This window comes from Janthinobacterium sp. JF4, from assembly GCF_059617925.1.
The window spans coordinates 1-1,106 of the sequence record NZ_JCAQAV010000105.1 but is presented as its reverse complement, the minus strand read 5'-3'; the positions used below and the strand labels follow the sequence as shown (position 1 = coordinate 1,106).

1 protein-coding gene is annotated in these 1,106 nt (G+C 61.8%); it reads right to left on the bottom strand.

The window, feature by feature from the left end; genetic code table 11:
• A partial coding sequence (locus AC54AF_RS27060; protein ID WP_496639051.1) for a maltoporin occupies window positions 1–1,106 on the bottom strand: 1,106 nt, incomplete at both ends.

Sequence of the window (1,106 nt, the reverse complement as noted above, 5' to 3'; positions counted from 1 at the left end):
TAGATCGGGCCGCCGTTGTTCGACGCATTGACCGAGGCGGTCGCCGCATCGTTCCATTTGCCGTAGGTCACGAAAGCGCGCAGTTCAGGACGCGACCACAGGCCAGGGCCGGCCGAGATCGTCGGCGCGATGGTCAGCTTGGTCAGGCGCTTGGCCGGCAGGCCGCCCGCTTGCGTCACGCGGTCCGTGCCCAGTTCGCCCACCAGCTTGAAATTGTCGGTGAACGCGTACACGGGACGCACGCCGACCGAGGTCCAGGTCGAGGAACCGTTGGCGTTCGACTCGTCTTTTTGCCACAGGGCGACGAATTCCATGCCGAAGTTGGCCATCGGCTGGATCGCCATGTCATTGAAGATGCGCGTGCGCTTGCGGTCCGAGCCGTAGGAAGTGCTGCCCGAGGCGCCGAACTGGCCGTTACCGTCGCCGCCGACACCAGGGCCGACGCCGTACTGCACGCCGAAGGTGTTGCCGCCGCCGAACACTTTACCTTGACGGTGGAATGCCGACAGTTGCCAGCCGTTATGTTTCGGGCCGTAGATGTCGTTGTCCTTGCCTTCAGCCGTGATGATGGTCGCGGCCAGGTCCAGCGTGCCGTTGGTGTTGACAGGAATTTCACCGTAGATGAAGTTCTGGCGCACGGCGGAACGGGTGCCGGTGATGGCGCCTGTGTTCTTGTCGCGGGCGTTGATGTCGTTGTCCTTGAAGAAGGCATACGAGAATTTACCAGGGCCAACAGGAATGCGGTCCAAGCCGGCGCCCGTGCCGTTCATGTTGATGTATTGCAGATCCAGCATGTGGATGTCAGGACGGTAGTAGAAGCGTTTGCCGACCCAGGCCGTGCCGCCGTTCAGGAAATCGAGTCCCTGCGCTTCGACATAGGCCTTGACGATGCCCAGCTTGTTGTCGCCGAAATCCGAATTGGGCGCGTAAGCGTTGACCCAGATGGTGGCCAGGTAGTTCACGCCGCCGGACTTGGCGACGGACTTGGTGTAGCCGAATTCCGTGTAGGCGTCGCACTCATTGCCCAGACGATATTTCATGGTATTGCCACCCAGGCCGAAGCAGCCTTGCGAACCGCCGTCGCTGGAGGTATTGCTGCCGGCGCC